The 17,717-nt window shown below is 71.0% G+C and carries 12 protein-coding genes; 4 read left to right on the top strand and 8 right to left on the bottom strand.

What is annotated here, in order from left to right; genetic code table 11:
* From A176_RS29200 to zwf, 5 genes are all read right to left on the bottom strand, one after another.
* On the bottom strand, nt 1–1,170 hold the full coding sequence (locus A176_RS29200; RefSeq protein WP_002635706.1) for an acyl-CoA dehydrogenase family protein: 1,170 nt from the start codon (nt 1,168–1,170) through the stop codon (nt 1–3).
* Nucleotides 1,171–1,348: 178 nt separating this feature from the next.
* Nucleotides 1,349–2,095, bottom strand: coding sequence for a hypothetical protein (locus A176_RS29195; RefSeq protein WP_002635707.1), 747 nt, complete (start codon nt 2,093–2,095; stop codon nt 1,349–1,351).
* Nucleotides 2,096–2,326: 231 nt separating this feature from the next.
* Nucleotides 2,327–3,751, bottom strand: a complete 1,425-nt coding sequence (gndA, locus tag A176_RS29190; RefSeq protein ID WP_002635708.1) for an NADP-dependent phosphogluconate dehydrogenase — start codon at nt 3,749–3,751, stop codon at nt 2,327–2,329.
* A gap of 24 nt (nt 3,752–3,775) precedes the next feature.
* Entirely contained in the window at nt 3,776–4,447 is a 672-nt protein-coding gene (pgl, locus tag A176_RS29185; protein ID WP_002635709.1) for a 6-phosphogluconolactonase, read from the bottom strand.
* Nucleotides 4,444–5,988: a glucose-6-phosphate dehydrogenase gene (zwf, locus tag A176_RS29180; protein ID WP_002635710.1), complete on the bottom strand. Its 1,545-nt coding sequence runs from the start codon at nt 5,986–5,988 to the stop codon at nt 4,444–4,446. Before zwf ends, pgl begins: the two co-directional genes overlap by 4 nt.
* A gap of 298 nt (nt 5,989–6,286) precedes the next feature.
* Here zwf and A176_RS29175 point away from each other — a divergent pair, with 298 nt between their 5' ends.
* Both A176_RS29175 and A176_RS29170 read left to right on the top strand, forming a co-directional pair.
* Entirely contained in the window at nt 6,287–7,012 is a 726-nt protein-coding gene (locus A176_RS29175; protein WP_002635712.1) for a lysophospholipid acyltransferase family protein, read from the top strand.
* 142 nt (nt 7,013–7,154) lie between these two features.
* Nucleotides 7,155–9,878 (top strand): PQQ-dependent sugar dehydrogenase, encoded by a 2,724-nt coding sequence (locus A176_RS29170; RefSeq protein ID WP_044889289.1) that lies wholly within the window; start codon nt 7,155–7,157, stop codon nt 9,876–9,878.
* A gap of 6 nt (nt 9,879–9,884) precedes the next feature.
* On the opposite strand, the gene A176_RS29165 is transcribed toward A176_RS29170, so the two are convergent.
* Both A176_RS29165 and A176_RS29160 read right to left on the bottom strand, forming a co-directional pair.
* A complete protein-coding gene (locus A176_RS29165; RefSeq protein ID WP_002635714.1) occupies nt 9,885–10,511 on the bottom strand; it encodes a hypothetical protein in 627 nt (208 codons plus the stop codon).
* On the bottom strand, nt 10,508–11,173 hold the full coding sequence (locus A176_RS29160; RefSeq protein WP_002635715.1) for a hypothetical protein: 666 nt from the start codon (nt 11,171–11,173) through the stop codon (nt 10,508–10,510). The genes A176_RS29165 and A176_RS29160 overlap by 4 nt, the downstream gene beginning before the upstream one ends.
* Before the next feature lie 235 nt (nt 11,174–11,408).
* Between A176_RS29160 and A176_RS29155 the strand changes: the two genes are divergently transcribed.
* Nucleotides 11,409–12,653 (top strand): exonuclease SbcCD subunit D C-terminal domain-containing protein, encoded by a 1,245-nt coding sequence (locus tag A176_RS29155; RefSeq protein WP_002635716.1) that lies wholly within the window; start codon nt 11,409–11,411, stop codon nt 12,651–12,653.
* Nucleotides 12,650–16,777, top strand: a complete 4,128-nt coding sequence (locus A176_RS40910; RefSeq protein WP_002635717.1) for an AAA family ATPase — start codon at nt 12,650–12,652, stop codon at nt 16,775–16,777. Before A176_RS29155 ends, A176_RS40910 begins: the two co-directional genes overlap by 4 nt.
* A gap of 14 nt (nt 16,778–16,791) precedes the next feature.
* On the opposite strand, the gene A176_RS29145 is transcribed toward A176_RS40910, so the two are convergent.
* Nucleotides 16,792–17,715, bottom strand: coding sequence for a serine/threonine-protein kinase (locus tag A176_RS29145; RefSeq protein ID WP_002635718.1), 924 nt, complete (start codon nt 17,713–17,715; stop codon nt 16,792–16,794).
* Nucleotides 17,716–17,717 lie beyond the last annotated feature (2 nt).

The following is a 17,717-nucleotide window of genomic DNA, read 5'->3' as shown; positions in this document are numbered from 1 at the left end:
TCAGGCCTCGAAGAGGACGGGGAAGCCCAGGAGCGCGCTGCCCTCCTGGGTGAACCAGCCCTCCGCCACCGCCGCGTGCTGCGTGAGGGTGTGGATGTCGCGGAAGCGGCGCTGGAGCGGGGTGCCGTCGCGCACGGAGGTTCCACCGCCCGCGTGGTAGCAGGCCGTGACGACCTCGGCGGACGTCTCCACCGCCCACGTCAGGGTGGAGGAGACCTGGGGCGCCAGCGTGAAGGCCGTCGCGGGCGTGTGCTGGCAGGCCTCCCAGAAGACCTCGCCCATGCGGCGGAGCGCATCGTGCGCGGCGCGCGCGCCCGTCTCCGCGCGGCCCAGCCGGTTTCGGAACACGGGCGAGTCCACCAGCGAGGTGCGCGCATACAACCGGCGCTTGCCGGAGCGGGCGAGCGCGAGCAGGTCATCCACCGCGCCCTGGGCGATGCCCACCGCCACCGCGCCAATGTGCATGGCGTAGTGCAGCACGGGCATCACGAAGCCAGGGCCGGGCACGGCCGGCTGTCCGGTGAAGATGTCGAAGGAGTTGCGCTGGGGGACGAAGGCGTCGATGGCGATGTCGTGGCTGCCGGTGCCGCGCAGGCCGAGCACGTCCCAGTGCTCGATGATGCGCACGTCCTTGGCGGGCAGCATCATCGCGCGCGTTTCGGGCACACCCTCGGCGGGACCCGGGCGGGGCTTGCCATCCGGGCCCAGCACGACGCAGTTGCCGAACAGCCAGTCACTCTGGCGGCAGCCGGTGGCGAAGTTCCAATGGCCGGTGACGCGGTAGCCGCCGTCCACCTGCATCGCCTGGCCTTGCGCATTGAACGCGCCGCCCACGGCGACGTTGGGGCCATGCGCGTAGATGGCGTCGAACTCCTCGCGGGCGAGCAGGGCGAAGAGCTGGGGGCTCTCCGAGGCAATCATCATCGTCCACGCGGTGGAGGCATCCGCGCGCGCCAGCTCGGAGAGGACGTCCAGGCCCGTGACGAGGTCCAGCGCCAAGCCACCGTGGGAGGGCGGCACGAACATCCGATAGATGCCGATGTCCTTCAGCGTGGCGACGACGTCCGCGGGGAGCTGTCGTGCCTGCTCGATTTCCGCGCCGCGCGCGGAGAGGGCAGGGGCCAGCTCGCGTACCGCATGCAGCAGCTTCGCTCCAGCATCCAAGGTCATGAGGGAGTCTCGTGGGAAGGAGACTCAACGATGCCCGATGTCTGGTGTTCGTGAAAGGTGCGCCGCGCCAAGGCGGATGAAGCGTCCTTGCCCGGATGTATTTACAAACGCGGGCCAGGGTGACGCCTGTGAATGCGGTGTCAGGCGTCACCCTGTGCTTTACGTGTTCGGAGTCTGATTACTCGGAATAATTGTAATTCTCGACCCGGCGCCAATCGCGGTTGTAGACGTGGCGGAAGTGGAACCAGCCGCTGTGGCAGCTCCCCGTGTTGGTGGCGATGTAGCCATAGACAAAGCCGTTGCGAACGCGGGCCTCGAGGCGGGGCGAGCCCGGCTGCTCACAGGACTGGGTGATGCGGACGGCCTGGTAGGCGGCCTCGGCCTTCGTCTGCTCCTGGCCCTCGAAGTCGTGCAGGGAGTGGACGCGGACGGCGGTGTACGCGGTCGACTTCAGCGCGGTGGCCTGGTCCAGGTCGGTCTGCGCCGGGAAGGCCTGCAGGTCGGCCAGGGTGGCGGCCTCGGAGGTGATGGCGCCCACCAGCCGGTGCACGGCGCCATTCGTGTCGGAGAGCGCGGCGCGGATGGAGGCGATGCCCGCCGGGCCCTGGTAGACGGCGGTGTCGCCCCAGGTGAAGCTGATGGCGCTGCCCGCGCTGTAGGCGTTGAGCGCGCAGGCGCCGTTGACGCCCGCGGTCTCCACGAGGATGACCTTGCGCAGGCGGTGCTCGGGGTTCACCAGCGCGATGCACTCATTGCCGGGCAGGCCGTCATAGTTGCCGGCGGGGAGCACGGCCTCGACGATGTTGTGCAGGCGGAACGTGGGGTCCGTGGACTCCTGCTGCTGGGACTCGAGGACTTCGGTGTCCTCCCCTTCGGCGCCGAGGCAGCCGGTGAGCAGGGATGACGCAAGGAGGAAAGACGACAAGCGGAGGGAGGTTCGCATAGCCGGGAAAGCTAGATGCATGGCTCGGTGAAAAGCGAGCACTTGTATGCATGTGCAAACATTGGCACGTGCCTGTTACGCGTTGGCACGCCTGATGCCCAACCCGCTGCGACGGCATGTCTCACGCTTGTATGAGACATTCAGTCTGGCTGAATACTTTCCTTGTCTGTGTTCCCGGGCGCCTGAATGTGGGCCCGGGAACACATGTCTGCGTTACTTGCCCCACTCGGTGTGGACGAAGCCCGCGTCCGGCCGGTCCTTGCGCTGATACGTGTGGGCGCCGAAGGCATCCCGCTGCGCCTGCGTGAGGTTCTGCGGCAGCTCCGCGGTGCGGTAGCTGTCCAGGTACGCCAGCGACGCGCCGAACACCGGGACGGGGATGCCCACGCGGGTGGCCACGCCCACCACCTGGCGCCAGGCCGGGGCCATCTTCTCCAGCACCGGGGCGAAGGCGTCGGACACCATCAGGTTGGGCAGCGTGGGCTGCTGCTGGAAGGCCTCGCGCAGCGGCGTGAGCAGCTTCGCGCGGATGATGCAGCCGCCCCGCCAGATGCGCGCCAGCTCCGCCAGGTTGATGTTCCACCCGTACTCCTGGGACGCGGCCTGGATGAGCCGCATGCCCTGGGCGTACGTCACCACGCGCGCGGCGTAGAGCGCGTCATGCGTCCACGCGGCGAGCTGCGCCTGCTCCTCCTTGCTGAGCTGCACGTCGGGGCCCTTCAGCTTCGGCGCGGCGGCGACGCGTTCGTCCTTCATGGAGGAGAGGATGCGTGCGTCCAGCGCCGCGGCGATGGAGGGAATCGGCACGGCCAGGTCCAATGCCACCTGCACCGTCCACTTGCCGGTGCCCTTCTGGCCGGCCTTGTCGAGCACCAGGTCCACCAGCGGCTTGCCCGTCTCCGGGTCCTTCTGGCGCAGCACCTTGATGGTCGTCTCCAGCAGGAAGGAGCCGGCGATGCCGTGGTCCCACTGGGAGAGCAGGTCCGCCAGCGCGTCCGCCTCCAGCCCCAGCCCGCGGCGCAGCACGTCGTACGTCTCCGCGAGGAGCTGCATGTCGGCGTATTCGATGCCGTTGTGCACCATCTTCACGAAGTGGCCGGCGCCGTCCTTGCCCACGTAGGTGACGCAGGGGCCCAGGTCCGTCGTCGCGGCGATGGCCTCGAACACGGGCCGCACCTGCTCATACGCCGCGGGGGCGCCGCCCGGCATGATGGACGGGCCGTGGCGCGCGCCCTCCTCGCCGCCGGACACGCCCACGCCCAGGAAGTGGATGCCCTTCGCCTTGCACTGCTCCTCGCGGCGGCGCGTGTCCTGGAACCAGGAGTTGCCGGCGTCCAGGATGATGTCGCCCTCGGACAGCAGCGGCATCAGGCGCTCCACCATGGAGTCCACCGCCGCGCCCGCCGTCACCATCAGCAGCACCTTGCGCGGGCGCTCCAGCCGCTGGACGAAGGCCTCCAGCGAGGCGCTGCCCCAGACCTCGGGGTGCCCGTGCTTCTGGTGCATCTCTTCGATGCGCTCCGGGTGGCGGTCCCACACGGCCACCCGGAAGCCGTGGTCCGCGATGTTGAGGGCGAGGCTCGCCCCCATGACGCCCATGCCCGCCACGCCGAACTGCGCGCCCTTTGCCTCACTCATCGTTGATTCCTCCTGACATGGCCCTCACCGCCCCGAGGCGGCGGGGTCCAGCATCCATTCCGTGTTCGTCACCCGGGCCACGGGAAGGCGCGTGTCGCCCTCCAGCGCCCGGCGCACCGTGTCCCGCTTGCCCGCTCCCGACACCAGCGTCAGCACATGCCGCGCGGACTGCAGCACCGGCAGCGTCAACGTCAACCGCCACGGGGGCGGCTTGGGGCCCACCACCGCCAGCACGCGCTGTTCGTGCTCTTCCAGCGCGGGGTGGCCAGGGAAGAGGCTGGCGGTGTGCCCGTCATCCCCCATGCCCAGCAGCACCACGTCCAGCACGGGCGGCAGCTTCGCCGCGTAGTCGCGCGCCGCGGCGTCGCGGTCCTCGCGCTCGCCCTCCATCCGGAAGACTTGCGACGGGGAGAGCTGGAGCGGGCGCAGCAGGGTGTCCTCCACCAGCCGGTAGTTGCTCTCCGCGTGGTCGGGCGGCACGAAGCGCTCGTCCACGAAGTAGATGTCCACGCGCTCCCACGGCAGCACGCGCGTCGCGAGCGCCCGGTACGCGGGCCCCGGCGTGCTGCCCCCCGACAACGCCAGGCTGGCGCGGGGCTGGGTGGCGAGCGTGTCTTGCAGCGCGTTCGCCATCCAATCCGCGGCCTGTTGGGACAGGGCCTCGGTGGGAACGACGTGCGTGCGCGGGGCGCTCACAGCGAGGTCCACCGGCGGCCGTCCTTGGCCAGGAGCGCGGCGGCGGCATCCGGGCCCGTGCTGCCCGGCTTGTAGGCGTGCGCGGAGCCGCCCTCGCCGGAAGCCAGCGCCTCCAGGATGGGCGTCACGTAGGTCCACGCCTGCTCCACGCTGTCCTTCCGTGCGTAGAGCGTGGCGTTGCCGCGCATGCAGTCCAGCAGCAGCCGCTCATAGGCCTCGGGGACCGGGCGCTGGAACGTCTCCTGGTAGTTGAAGTCCATGGTGACGCCCGCGATGTTGACGTCCTCGCCGGGGACCTTGGACTCGAAGGAGAGGGCGATGCCCTCCTGGGGCTGGATGCGCAGCGTGAGCACGTTGGGCTGCAGCCGCTGGCAGGTGGCGTTCTCTCCGGCGAAGAGGCTGACGGGCACCGACTTGAAGTGGATGGACACCTCCGTCACCCGCTTCTTCAGGTTCTTCCCCGCGCGCAGGTAGAAGGGCACGCCCGCCCAGCGCCAGTTGTCGATGTTCATCTTCATCGCCACGTAGGTCGGCGTGCGCGAGCCCTCCTTCACGCCCTTCGTCTGGAGGTAGCCCTCGTACTGGCCCACCACCACGGCGCGGGACACCTCACGGCCCTCCAGCGGGCGCAGCGCGCGGAACACCTTGTTCTTCTCGTCGCGGATGTCCTCGGCGCCGAAGGACACCGGGGGCTCCATGGCGCACAGCGCGAGCACCTGGAGCAGGTGGTTCTGCACCATGTCCCGGATGACGCCCGTCTCGTCGTAGAAGCCGGCGCGGCCCTCCACCGCCAGCGTCTCCGCCGCGGTGATTTCCACGTGGTCGATGTGCTGCCGGTTCCACAGCGGCTCGAAGATGGCGTTGGCGAAGCGGAAGACGAGGATGTTCTGCACCGTCTCCTTGCCCAGGTAGTGGTCGATGCGGAAGATCTGCCGCTCGTCCAGCACCGACGCCAGCTCGCGGTTGAGCGCGCGGGCGCTCTCCAAATCCCGGCCGAAGGGCTTCTCGATGATGAGCCGCTGCCACGGCTTCTGGTCCGCCTGCTCCTGGCGCTTCAGCAGGCCGGAGTCCGCGAGGCCGTGGAGAATCTGGGGGAAGGTGGAGGCCGGCGTGGCCAGGTAATAGACCTGGTTGCCCTGGGTGCCGAACTTCTGGGCGACCCGGTCGAGCTCCTCGCGAAGCCGCGCGAAGGACTTCGGGTCGTCATAGCCGCCGGAGATGATTTCCAGGCGCGGGGCGAAGTCCTTCCAGACGTTCTCGTCCAGGGGCTGGGTCCGGGAGAACTTCTGGAGGGATTCCTTCACGTGCTGCCGGAACGTGTCGGTGTCGCCCTCCGAACGGCTGAAGGCGACGACGGCGAAGTTCTCCGGCAACAGGTGGTCGCGTGCCAGCTCGAACAGGGCCGGGAACAGCTTGCGCTGGGCCAGGTCCCCGGTGGCGCCGAAGAGCACCAATGCGCAGGGGTCCGGCCGCCGGGCGCGGACCAGCGGGTCGCCCTCTCGGGGGTGGGTCTCGATGTGCAGGCCCTGATGCGCGTCCATTCCGCTGCCTCCTCCGGTTTGGGTTCGGCGGGCACCTTACGCCGCCTGCGTGGCCGCCGGGCAAGTGAGTGTGCGGGCAGTGATGCCCGTGTGACGTCTTCCCGGTGTGCTGCCTCGTCAGTTGCTGCCCGCTGCGCTAACGGTGGGGCGCCGCGCCCGCCATGCAAGTCGAGGCGCGGGCCACCAAGCGAAGGCCTTGCCGCGGCGAACCGGCACGCCCGGTCAGGGGGGCGGCCTGGCGCGGCGGAATGAGGCGACGTCGAGGCCGGACGGAAGGTGGTATGCAGGGGGCCGTGCCATGAAGTACGTCATCACGCTCTGGTTCTGGGTCGTCTTCCTGCTCACCGCGCCGGTGCTGTTCACCCTGGGCGCGCTGCTGCTCGTCGTCACGTACCCGTTCGACCGGGACCGGCGGTTGCTGCACTCGCTGGTGTGTCGGTGGTGCTATGGCCTGTGGTTGCATGCGTCGCCGGGATGGCGCACGCGCATCGAGGGCCGCGAGCTCATCCCACCGGGGCCCTGCGTGCTCGTGGTGAACCATCAGTCCGCTGCGGACATCCTCGCCGTCATGGGCTTGTTCCATCCCTACAAGTTCGTGGCGAAGGCGTCGCTGTTCTCGCTGCCGCTGGTGGGGTGGATGATGACGCTGCTGGCGTATGTGCCCATCGTCCGCGGCTCCTCCACCGCCATGCACCAGCTCCTGGACCCGTGCCGCCGCTGGCTCCGCCGGGGCATGCCGGTGCTCATCTTCCCGGAGGGGACGTACTCGAAGGGCGGCCAACTGCTGCCCTTCAAGCGCGGCGCCTTCCAGCTCGCGGTGGAAGAGCACGTCCCGGTGGTGCCCATCGTGGTGGAGGGCACGCCCGGGTTGCTGGACGGTGACGGGCCCTGGATGAGCCCCACCGCGTCCATCCGTGTGCGCGTGCTCCCCGCGCTGCCTCCCGAGTCGTTCGGTCCGGACTCGCAAGAGTTGGCCGCTCGGGTGCGCACGGTGTTCGAGGAGTCGCTGGCCGCCACGGGCTGAGCGCCTGGGCGCGCGGGCGAATCTCGCCACGGTGCAAAACAACCGCAAACCAAGACACGGGTGGCGGCGTGCGCGAGCGGCTGCGGGGTACGCCGGACGCGGCTGACAGGCTGAGCCGAGGCGTGGGTTATCTTCTCCGGCCATGCGCTCTTTCTGGATGTTGCTCGGTGTGTTGGGGCTGTCTTCGCCAGCAGTGGCCGCGGCGCCCTCGGGGTTCGTGGAGGCTCCGTTCACCTCCAACTCCCTGACCCAGGCCACGGGGATGGCGTGGGCGCCGGATGGCTCGGGGCGGCTCTTCATCATCCGCAAGTCAGGCGAAGTCCGGGTGGTGTCGCTGAAGGACGGCCAGCCCGAGACGCAGCCCGGGAACACCACGCTGGTGACGCGGGTGTTCGCGACGGAGCCCAGCGTCTATACGAACAGCGAATGCGGGCTCATCGGCATCGCGTTCGACCCGAACTACGTGGTCAACCGCTACGTCTATTTCTTCGTCACCGTCTCGGCGACGGAGCAGCAGATTGTCCGCTACACGGACGCGAATGGGGTGGGCGCGGCGCGCACTGTTGTCGTCAATCGCTTGCCCACGCGGGGCCAGAACCATGACGGCGGGGCCCTGGGCTTCGGTCCGGACGGCAAGCTGTACTGGGCCATTGGCGATTTGGGCAATGGCACGGGTGTGAACGCGGACCTGACGTCCATGGCGTCCAAGGTGAGCCGGGCGAACCTGGATGGCACGCCCGCCAACGACAATCCCTTCAACGACGGCGTGGGCCCCAACAACGAGTACGTCTGGGCGCGCGGCCTGCGCAATCCCTTCACCTTCACCTTCCAGCCCGCCACGGGCAGGTTGTGGGTGAACAGCGTGGGCACGGGCTACGAGCAGGTCTTCGTCGTCAACGCCAGGAGCCACGCCGGCTACTCCGACTACGAAAACAACCAGCCCGCCAGCAACGACTTCATCACGCCCGTCGTCAAGTACCGCACCAACGGCGTGGACACCCGCAACCTCACCTCGGGTGGCGCGGTGCGCGCTGGCGGCGTGGCCACCTTCACCACCACCGGGAACCATGGCATTCGCAAGGGCGAGCTGCTCACGCTCGCGGGCGTGGGGGATGCGAGCTTCAACGGTCCACTGCGGGTGGCGAGTGTTCCCAGCAACACCACCTTCACCGTGGCGCAGCCTTCGCTGCCGGACGCCGCGAGCGGTGGTGGCACGGCCACGACGCAGCGGCTCGGGGGTTCCATCACCGGTGGCACCTTCTACGACTCGACGCTGTTCGGCGCGGAGTACCACCACAACTTCTTCTTCGGTGACTACAACTCCGGACAACTGACGCGCGTCACGCTGGAGCAGGACAACTCGGTGGCCACGGTGGACGAGTGGGCCACCGGGTTCAGCTCGCAGGTGGACATGGCGGTGGGCCCGGACGGCGCGCTCTACACCATTGGCGTGACGGGCGGCACCCTGCGGCGCATCACGCCCGCGGCGCCAGGGCAGAAGCTGGTGGTGTCCGGGCTGTATCCCCGCGTGGAGGAGGGCGGACGCGCCGCCTTCACCGTGCGCCTGGCCGAGGCGCCGGCGTCCGATGTCTCCGTGCAGGTGTCCCGCGCGCTGGGCGGCTCCGAGGACTTGAGCGTCGTCAGCGGCGCGGCGCTCACCTTCACCGCGGCCCACTGGAACGTTCCCCAGGTGGTGACGCTCGGCGCGGCGGTGGACGAGGACGCGGTGCCGGACGTCGCCACCTTCATGGTGGTGGCGGATGGACTGCAGGAAGTGGCGGTGGTCGCCACCACCATCGACAACAACTCGCCGCGCCTGGTGTTGAGCGCGTCCCAGGTGGCCGTCGTGGAGGGTGGGACGGCCACCTTCGGGGTGTCGCTCTCGCAGCGGCCCGCGAGCAACGTCACGGTGGACGTGACGCGCACGCGCGGCGACGAGGACATCACCGTCGCAGCCGGGGCGACGCTGACCTTCAGTGCCTCCGACTGGAACACGCCCAAGGAGGTCACCCTGGCCGCCGCGCGGGACGCGGACAACGAGGACGGCACCGCCATCATCACCGTGTCCGCCCCGGGCCTGGACGCGCGGGAGGTGGAGGCCACCGAGCAGGACACGGACCCGTTGCCCCCGGTCATCCTCTCCGCGCCGGTGACCACCGCGGTGGTGGGCAATCCGTATCGGTATGAAGTCCAGACGCGGGCCCGTCCCGCGGCGACCCATGCCTTGATGACCGCTGTGCCCGGCATGAACATCGACGCCACCACGGGTGTCATCACCTGGGAGCCCACCGAGGTGGGCGCGGTCGAGGTCACCGTGCGCGTCAGCAATGGCACGGGTTTGGACGCGGAGCAGTCCTTCGTCATCACGGTGAGCGCGGATGCGCCGCCCACCGCCATCCTCACGCGCCCCGAGGACGGTGAGCCCGTCTCCGGTGCCTCGGCGGAGTTCTATGGCGACTGCGTGGATGACGTGGGCTGCACCCACGCGGAGTTCTACGTGGACGATGTGCTGCGCTACACCGACGTGCAGTCGGGGAATCACTTCCACTTCGGCGGCGAGCACAACCGCTGGGACACCACCGAGCTGTCGCAGGGCTGGCACCGCGTGCGCTTCGTCGTGGTGGACACGACGGGACAGGTGGGCTCCGCCGAGGCCACGGTGTGCGTGGGAGACGTGCCCTGCGAGTCCTTGCCCGCCGACGCTGGTACGGACGCCGGGACGGACGCTGGCACCGACGGCGGCGCTCAGCCCCCTCCGCCCAACGAGCCAGGGGGCTGCGACTGCAACGCGATGCCGCTGGCGCCAGTGGCTTGGGGCGCGCTGGCGTGGCTGGCGCTCCAGCGCCGCCGGCCGCGCGGGCGCTGAGCGCGGTCAGCCGTGTTGACGCTCGCGGCGCGCTTCGACCACCCGGTCCAAGGCGTCGCTGAGTTGGAGCGCTGGAGTCACCAGGGATTCCAGCGCTTCGACGCTGTTGGGCATGCCCCGTAGCTGCGCCTGGAGTTGTTCGTTGTCGATGACGAAGGTTCCGAAGCGCTGGCGGAGCAACAGGAGCTGCCGTCGCACGTCCGGCGTTCGCAGCACGGCCCGGACCTCGTCGGAGAGGTGGGTCAGCTCGAACGCGTTGTCGAACTCCGCGTCGCCAATCTCCTCGTCTCCCTTGCCAATCACCTTGAGGAGCTTGCGGCCGAGTCCCTCCGGACGAATGCGCGTCCCGATGGGAATGGCCTCGCCGAGGTCCAGATACACCATGGTGTAGAGGGACCTGTTCTTGCCGACCCTGCGGTACTCGGTGCGCAGTTGAAACCGCCTTCGTCGGTGGAGTCCGTCGACGGACCACTCGTTCCAGGAGGCGGTGATGTCCCAGCCGTGGAGGGCCGCGAAGTCCTTCCAGGCCTGGTCCCGGCGTTGATGGTCCTTCCAGTAGGCAACGCCGCCGAGTCCCAGCGCGACGAAGACGGCGAGGTACGGAAGGAGCGAGAGCAGGGCGTCGGAGTTCATGCGCCGGCGGCCTCCGGGGTGGTGTCGTTCTCGCGGGACGCGTCATGCGGGGACGGAATGGCGTCGGCCAGCTCTCGTACGGGCGCCAGCAGGGTGTACAGCTCGATGGTGGTGCGGGGGACGTCCATCACCTCCGCCGTCAGTTTGCCGTCCTCGATGGTGAACGTCTCGAAGCCGCGGACGATGTTCAGCAAGGGCCGGTGCAGACGACCGCCGAGCAGCAGATCACGGGCCCGGGGCGTGACGTTCTTCAGGTTCAGCGCGGCGTCGAGCTGCGTGTCCCCAATCTCCTCGTCCCTCACGCCGAAGAGTTTGCCGAGCTTGTTGGCCAGCTTCTCGGGCCGGATGCTCACCTCGCGGGGAAAGCTGGCGCCCAGGTCGTGCCGGATGAGGGTGACGATGTGCGAGCGCTTGCCGGAGGTCCGGTGCTCGGTCTCCACGGTGAAGGACCGCCCGGCGTGTTCGCCGTCCAGCCTCAGCGTCCCAATGTAGGACAAGGACCCCGGTTGGGACTCGAAGCGCCAGCCCCGGCTCGCCGCGAAGTCCTCCCACATCTTGATTTGCCGTTTCCAGGATCGCCAGCGGTAGGCGCCGATGAGGGCCGCGATGGCGAGGCCCACCCCGATGAAGGTGGCGAAGATCTTCGCTTGGATGCTGAACATGACCGGCAGCATCCCTGCTCGGGCCGTATCGGCCAACCCCCTCCGCGCGTGAGGGCCCACTCGCGGGACGTGGCGGGGCGTCCTCTCCAGAACGGCGTGGATTTTCAAGAACTTGCGCGCATGTCAGACGGAGAGAGTAAGGGAGCAGGCGCACGCCGCTTGGAGCGAGCCGCCTCCTTGATGGAGGCTGCCCGCCGGCCAGCGCGCCACGGGAAAGAGGGAGGGTGAACGCCTGATGCGCCTGCTGCACACGTCGGACTGGCACCTGGGACACACGCTGTACGACGTCTCGCGGGACGCGGAGCACGCCGCCTTCCTGGACTGGCTGCTGGAGACCCTGGAAGCGGAGGCGGTGGACGCGCTGCTGGTGGCCGGAGACATCTTCGACACGGCCAACCCCAGCGCGGACGCGCAGGCGGCCTGGTACCAGTTCGTCGCCAAGGCGCGGCGGCGCCTGCCTCGGCTGGACGTGGTGGTGATTGGTGGCAACCACGATTCGGCGGCGCGGCTGGATGCGCCGGACCCGCTCTTCTCCGCGCTGGGCGTGCGCGTGGTGGGCGGGTTGCCGCGCGTCCGAGGAACACTGGATTGGGAGCGGCTGCTGGTGCCGCTGCACGACGCGAAGGGGCGGGTGGGCGCGTGGGTGGCGGCGGTGCCCTTCCTGCGGCCGGCGGACCTGCCTCCGGTGCCGTTGGACGCGGGGGACCGGTTGGTGGAGGGCGTGCGCACGGTGTACGCGGAGGTGCTGGGCGCGGCGCGGCGCAGGCGTCAGGCGGGGCAGGCGCTGGTCGCCATGGGGCACTGCTACATGACGGGCACCGAGCTGTCCGTGTTGAGCGAGCGGAAGGTCCTGGGCGGCAATCAGCACGCGTTGCCCGTGGATTTGTTTCCGGAGGACGTGGCCTACGCGGCGCTGGGGCATCTGCACAAGGCGCAGCGGGTGGGCGGGCGCGAGGGCGTGCGCTACAGCGGTTCGCCCCTGCCGTTGTCGCTGTCGGAGGCGGGCTACCGGCATCAGGTGCTGGTGGTGGAGCTGGAGGGAGAGACGCTGGGCGAGGTGCGTTCGCTCACCGTGCCGCGGACCACGGACATGATGCGCGTGCCCGGGCGGGACGCCGCGCCGTTGGAGACGGTGCTCGCGTTGCTGGAGGCCCTGCCGGCGTCCGAAGAGGGCGCGCTGGACTGGCGCCGGCCGTATCTGGAGGTGTGCGTGTCGCTTCCCCGTCCGGAGCCCGCGCTGCGGCAGAAGGTGGAGAAGGTGCTGGATGGAAAGGCGGCGCGGCTGGTGAAGCTGACGCCCGCGTACACCGGGACGGGGGGCGCGTTGGCGGAGGTGCAGCCGGGGCTCTCGCTGAAGGAGCGCACGCCCGAGGACGTCTTCCGCGCGCGCTACGCCCGTGACTTCGAGGAGCCTCCCGCGCCCGCGGTGGTGGAGGCCTTCCATGCGTTGCTGTCCGACGTGCAGGAGGAGTCGCCGTGAAGGTGCTCGCGATTCGTGGTTCGAACCTGACGAGCTTCGCGGGGGACTTCGCGCTGGAGTTGGACCAGCCGCCGTTGGACCGCCTGGGGTTGTTCGCGATTACCGGCGCGACGGGCGCGGGCAAGAGCACGTTGTTGGATGCCCTGTGCCTGGCGCTGTTCGACCGTACCCCTCGGCTGGGAGGCCGGGGCGGGGCGCCCGTGGGCCGCGCGGACGAGGAAGAGGAGGCGCGGCTGTCCGCGTATGACGTGCGCGGCATGTTGCGCCGGGGCGCGGCCGAGGGCTTCGCGGAAGTGGACTTCCTGGGCAAGGACGGGCGCCGCTACCGGGCGCGCTGGTCGGTGTGGCGCGCGCGCAACCGCGCGGAAGGGCGCTTCCGGCCCCAGGAGATGCAGTTGATGGATGTGGCCACCGGGCAGGTCACGGGCCGCACCAAGGGCGAGGTGCTCGCCGCGATTCAAGAGCGGCTGGGGTTGTCGTTCGACCAGTTCCGCCGCTCGGCGTTGCTGGCGCAGGGCGAGTTCGCGGCCTTCCTCAAGGCGGACGCCAGCGAGCGCGCCGAGCTGCTGGAGCGGATGACGGGCACGGAGGTGTACAGCCGCTTGTCCATCGCCGCGCACGAGAAGAACAAGGCGGAGCAGGAGGCGCTGTCGAAGCGCGCGCAGGGGTTGGCGGCCATCGCGCTGATGCCGGAGGCGGAGCGCGTGGCGGCGGAGGCGGCGCTCGGTGAGGAGTCCCGGGCGCGGCAGGCGGTGGAGGCGCGGCTCAAGGACGCGGAGGGCGCGGCGGCCTGGCACGTGACGCGGGCGGGGTTGCGCGGCGCGGAGCAGGCGGCGGAGGTGAAGGCGCAGGAGTCCCGGACGGCGGTGGAGGCGGCGGGGCCTCGCGCGGCCCGGCTCGAAGAGGTCCGGGAGGCGGAGGCCTTCCGAGGGCCGGTGGCGGCGGTGGAGACCGCGGAGCGCCGGTGGGCGGAGGCGGAGGCGGCGCAGGTGGCGCGGGCCTCGGAGGTGGAGACGTCACTGGCGGCGTCCTCGGCGCGGCAGGTGGAGTTGTTGGAGGCGGGGACCGCGCGGGCCACGGCGCACGAGTTGGAAGTGGCGGCGCGCCCCGCGCTGGAAGAGGCGGCGCGGTTGGACGCGCGGCTGGACGGTGTCTCCCGCGAGGCGAAGGAGGCGCGGTCTCGCGCGGAGGTGTCCCAGGAGTCGTTGGCCAAGGCCAAGGTGGACCTGGAGGCCGTGCTCGCGCGGGAGTCCGAGGCGCATGCCGCGGCCGAGGCCGCGCGGGGCTGGCTGACGGACAAGGCGCACTGGGTGGCGCTCACGAGCGAGTGGCCTCGCTGGCAGCGGGAGTTGGAGCGCTACGAGGTCGCGCAGGCGGAGCGCCGGAAGGCCCGTGAGGAGTCGGGGCGGCGGCTCGGTGACGTGGAGGGCCTGCGCGAGGCGGTGGGGCTGCGGCGCGAGGAGCGGGACGCCACGGCGCGCGCGGAGGAGATGGCGCTGGCGGCCGCGACCCACGCCGAGGCGGCGCTGGGGGCGGAGACGGGCGCGGAGCGGCGGGCGCTCCGGGAGCGGCTGCTGGCGCGGCAGGAGGCCGCGCGGGGGCTGAGGGGCGCGCACGAAGGGCTCGTCGCGGACGAAGCCGAGGCGCGCGCGGCGGGCAGCGAGGTGGCGGCGGCGAAGGTCGAGGCCGAGGCCGCCGCGACGGAGGCGCGCGCCGCGGAGGCCCGGCGGACGCAGCGCGAGGCGGCGCTGAAGGAGGCACAGCGGTCGCTGTCGCTGGCGCAGGCCACGCAGGGGTACGCGTCCCACCGTGCGTTGTTGCGCGAGGGCGAAGCGTGTCCCCTGTGCGGCGCGGCGGAGCATCCGTACGCGCGTGAGGCGTCCGCGCTCGACGGGCTGGTGGCGGAAGCCGCCTCGCGTGTGGAGGTGCTGGAGAAGGAGCGGACCGAGGCCACGCAGGTCGAGGTGGCGGCGAGCGCGCGGAGTGCCGCGGCCAGTGCGCGCGCGGGACAGGCGGAGGCGCGTGGGCAGTCCGCGGCTGCGCGGGCCGCGGCGCACGGAGATGCCTGGGCGAAGGGGTGTGCCGCGTGGATGCAAGCGGTGCAGTCCGACGCGGATGGGGGCTCCGGACGCGCGGGTGAGACGGGGCACGGCCCTGCTTCTTCCGCGCAGGGGAGCCGTGCCGTGCGGGGTGGTGGCGCGGCCTCCGCGGCGTTGTCCGGCGTTGATGCGGCCTCCGCGGCGCTGTCCGGCGTTGATGCGGCCTCCGCGGCGTTGTCCGGCGTTGATGCGGCCTCCGCGGCGTTGTCCGGCGTTGATGAGGCCTCCGCGGCGCTGTCCGGCGTTGATGCGGCGCACGCGGGGGCGGAAGGACTCGGCTCGCACGTGACGTCGAGGGCGAGCCCCGCTGTGTCCACGGGCGGCGAGGTGTTGCCGCGCCCCGGCTCCGATGCGACCGAGCCGCCCGCGACTGGCGGTTCGCCGTTGGCGGGTTCCTGGCTGGACGCGGAGCGCGTCGAGGTCTCGGAGCGGCTCGCGGCGCTGAAGGACGAAGAGCAGGCGGCCGAGTCCCGCGCCCGGACGGCACGCGACGCTCGCGCGGCGCTGGAGACGCAGCGCATGCGGCGCGAGGTGGCGGCGGAGGCGCTGCGTCAGGCCGAGGAGATGCTGGCTCGCGCGGAGACGGTGCTCAAGGAGATTCACGCCCGGCTCGAGGCCGCCGAGCAGACGCTGCGGCAGGTCCTCGCGGAGGTGTCACCCGTCTTCACCGCGGACGCGGGTTGGGACCGCAAGCTGGAGGACGACCCGGCCACCTTCCGCCGCAAGTGCGGCGAGCGCGTGGTGATGTGGAAGGGCAAGGAGGACGCGCGGCAGAAGGCCGAAGCGCGCGAGGCCGAGGAGCAGCGGCATCGCGCCCGGGCGCAGGGGTTGATGGAGGTGAGCGCCCGGCACGCCGAGGAGCACCAGGCCTTCGCCGCCCGCAAGGAGCAGGAGCGCGGCGAGCTGGCCCGTGCCCGCGCGGCGCTGCTGCAAGGCCGCCCCACGGCCGAGGTCCGCGCCGAGCTGCAGTCGCGGCTGGACGCCACGGAGTCCGCGTTCGAGCGGGCCCGTGAGCACGCCGAGGCGGCGAAGCAGGCGGTGCAGGTCGCCACGGCCCGCGCCGAGGACGCCGTTCGCACCCGGGCGGAGGCCTTGTCCCTGCGAGAGTCCGAGGCCACCGCGTTGGCGGCTCGGCTCGCCACGCGAGGCACCACGCTGGAGGCCGTGCGAGCGCTGCTGGCCTACGACGCGGCCTGGCTCGAATCGGAGACGCGGGCCCTGGCCGCGTTGCGTGAGGCGCTCGCCCAGGCCGCCGCGGTGCTGGCGGAGCGCGGCGAGCAGCGCGCGCGGCATGAGGCCTCGGGCGCTCCCGCGTTGTCGGAGCAGGAGGCGGGCGAGGCCTGTGCGCGATTGCGCGCGGAAACCGAGGTGCGCCGTCACGCCGAGGCCACCTTGAAGGCGCGTCTGGAAGCCGACGACCGCGCGAGGTCGCGGCATGGCGCCGAAGCGGCGGCCCTGGAGGAAGGCCGCCGCGCGGCGGAGGTGTGGAAGGTGTTGGGCGACCTCATCGGCTCGCATGACGGCAAGCGCTTCAAGGTCTTCGCCCAGAGCCTCACGTTGGACGCCCTGCTGCTGCATGCCAACGCGCACCTGCGTGAGCTGGCGCGGCGCTACCGGTTGATGCGCGTGCCCGGGCACGACCTGGACCTCCAGGTGGTGGACGGAGACATGGGCGACGAGGTCCGCAGCGTGGCCAGCCTGTCGGGTGGCGAGAGCTTCCTGGTGTCGCTCGCGCTCGCGCTGGGGCTCGCGTCCCTCTCCTCGGAGACGACCCAGGTCGAGACGCTCTTCATCGACGAGGGCTTCGGCACGTTGGACCCGGAGACGCTGGAGGTGGCCCTGGCCACGCTGGACGCGCTCCAGGCCACGGGCCGGCAGGTGGGCATCATCTCCCACGTCAGCGGCATGGCCGAGCGCATCGGCGTGCAGGTGCGGGTGGTGAAACAGGGCGGCGGGCGCAGCCGGCTGGTGGTGGAGGGCGACCTGGGCATGGTGCCCCCCGCCGTGGGCCATCAGGTGGCGTGAAGGGCCGCGCGGGCTCAGGTCTCCATCAGCCCGCGCACCACGGCGGCCACGGCCAGGGGCGTGGCCACGCGGTCGTCGCTCAGCGGCGCGAGGGCTCGGGCGAACTGCTCCGCGGAGCTGAAGCGCTGGGACGGCACGGGCGCCAGGGCGCGGTCCAGCACCAGCGCCAGCGCGTCGGACACCTGGGGCACCCGCATGCGCACCGGCGTCACCCTGCCTCCGCGGATGGAGGACTCCACCTGCTCCTCGGGCCCGGAGGGGAAGGGTGATTCCAATGCCAGCAGCTCGTAGAGCAGCACCGCGGTGGCCCACAGGTCCACCGCCACGGACACGTCGCCCGCGAGCAGCTCGGGGGAGCGGTAGTGCTGCTTGCCCAACCGCCGGATGTCCTTCACCGCGCCCGCGCGGGAGCGCGCCACGCCGAAGTCCGTCAGCTTCACCTCACCCGTGCGGGACAGCAGCACGTTGTGAGGGGACACGTCACAGTGCACCACGCCCAGCGGGCGGCCCGTGGTGCTGACGGCATGGTGCGCGTGCGCGAGGGCCTCCAGCACCTGCCGGACGATGAGCACGGAGATGTCGATGGGCAGCTCGATGCGGCGGCGGCGGCACCGCGCGAGCACGCGCCCCAGGTCGGGCCCCTCCACCAGCTCCAGCGCGAGGTAGCCGCCGTCCGGCAGCTCGCCGTACTCCACGAAGCCCACGATGTAGGGGTGGCGCAGGCAGCGGGCGAGTTCAGCCTCATGCAGGAGCTGCTCGTGGGCCTCGGGGTCGCGCAGGCGTTCGGGCCGCACGCGTTTGACGGCCACGTGCTCGCCCGCATGCGGGCCCTGCTTCATGTGCGCGAGAAACACCTCCGCCATGCCACCGCGCCCGAGCCGGGACATCAGTTCGAAGCGACCGTGGTCGCGAGGCCAGGTTTCCCGCACTTCTTCCATGG

Origin of the sequence: Myxococcus hansupus (assembly GCF_000280925.3) — a bacterium.
Classification (GTDB): Bacteria; Myxococcota; Myxococcia; order Myxococcales; family Myxococcaceae; genus Myxococcus; species Myxococcus hansupus.
The sequence above is the reverse complement of the archived record's forward strand: the minus strand, read 5'-3'. Positions and strand labels throughout refer to the sequence as shown.